Raw genomic sequence first — 1,082 nt, 5'->3', positions numbered from 1 at the left:
AGCAACACGTGCAGCCAATGCTGGTGCGACAGTTTCGCAAATGAAAGCGCTTTTTGGCTGGACAGAAGATAAAATGGCATCTCTTTATACCAAAACAGCCGATAGAAAACGCCTTGCAATAGAAGCCATTAAAAAACTTCAAAAAGGTTAGAGCAACGGGCGGAAGCTAAAAAACTAAAGCCCCGTCAAAATTATAAACGAAATCAAAGCGACGTTTGATGTGCTTCAGAAACCAGAGGAGAAATAGGTGGTTGTGTCTGTTGCATTGTTTGCCATAAATTATAATTTGTTTGCATATCCAGCCAAAATTTCGCTTTACTAAAACCAGCTAGTTCTAATTTCACTGCAAGTTCGGTACTCATAGAGGCATGTCCGTTAATCACTCTTGATAGAGAAGCTCTTGTCATATGGAGATGATTAGCTAACTTTTGTATTGTTATCCCCATTTCGTCTAAGAAAGCTACTTTTAGAACTTCGCCCGGATGTGCGGGGTTATGCATCATTATTTTCGTTCCTTTCATCAATGGTAATCTTGATAATCAACAAGCTCCACATCTGTTCCTATAAAGCGAAAAGTAACACGCCAATTTCCATTCACCCATATAGAATAGTATCCTGTAAGTTCACCTTTAAGAGGATGCATTTTAAAGGCAGGTGCTTTCAACATTTCGGGCGTGGTAGCACTTGTTAAAGCCGTTAAGATAACGCGTAATTTCTTTACGTGATCTGGTCGAATAGCTTTTGTGGAACCTGTTGTATAAAATAATTTTAAGCCCTTATGTCTGAAACTCACAATTGCCATTAGCACCCCTTATCGTATACTATTACTATACGATTTATAAAAATAAGAGTCAAGTAAGATACTGGAAAATCTGATTACATATTTGGATAAAATGATTGAGAATAAGCTATAAAAAAGTTCGGGATAGACATAAAAATAAGTTAATAAAATCAATGGAATTAAAATTCCCTTACCTTTATATAAGTTATTGATTGCATATAAATGTAGCATTCCCACCCCCTCCGCCACAGCACTTTTATGGTGCTATAACTTATTGATTTCATGTGTGTTTTTTCAAGGT

2 protein-coding genes and 1 pseudogene are annotated in these 1,082 nt (G+C 36.6%); 1 reads left to right on the top strand and 2 read right to left on the bottom strand.

Translation table 11 applies throughout. The annotated features are described in order from the left end of the window. Positions 1-151, top strand: a pseudogene (locus tag ACFIJW_RS02060) (integrase); the annotation flags it as partial. A gap of 52 nt (positions 152-203) precedes the next feature. On the opposite strand, the gene ACFIJW_RS02055 reads toward ACFIJW_RS02060, so the two are convergent. Together ACFIJW_RS02055 and ACFIJW_RS02050 are read right to left on the bottom strand one after the other, a co-directional pair. After that, complete coding sequence (locus ACFIJW_RS02055; RefSeq protein ID WP_183194585.1) at positions 204-503, bottom strand: HigA family addiction module antitoxin; 300 nt, start codon at positions 501-503, stop codon at positions 204-206. 17 nt (positions 504-520) lie between these two features. Next, positions 521-802, bottom strand: coding sequence for a type II toxin-antitoxin system RelE/ParE family toxin (locus ACFIJW_RS02050; RefSeq protein ID WP_183194586.1), 282 nt, complete (start codon positions 800-802; stop codon positions 521-523). Positions 803-1,082: the final 280 nt, after the last annotated feature.

The sequence above is a fragment of the Bartonella sp. MM97QHHN genome, from assembly GCF_042194285.1.
Lineage (GTDB): Bacteria > Pseudomonadota > Alphaproteobacteria > Rhizobiales > Rhizobiaceae > Bartonella.
The sequence above is the reverse complement of the archived record's forward strand: the minus strand, read 5'-3'. Positions and strand labels throughout refer to the sequence as shown.

Bases quoted from the DNA above. Each gene is read 5' to 3' on its own strand.
- ACFIJW_RS02055 (WP_183194585.1), bottom strand. From the start codon at position 503: ATGATGCATAACCCCGCACATCCGGGCGAAGTTCTAAAAGTAGCTTTC.
- ACFIJW_RS02050 (WP_183194586.1), bottom strand. From the start codon at position 802: ATGGCAATTGTGAGTTTCAGACATAAGGGCTTAAAATTATTTTATACA.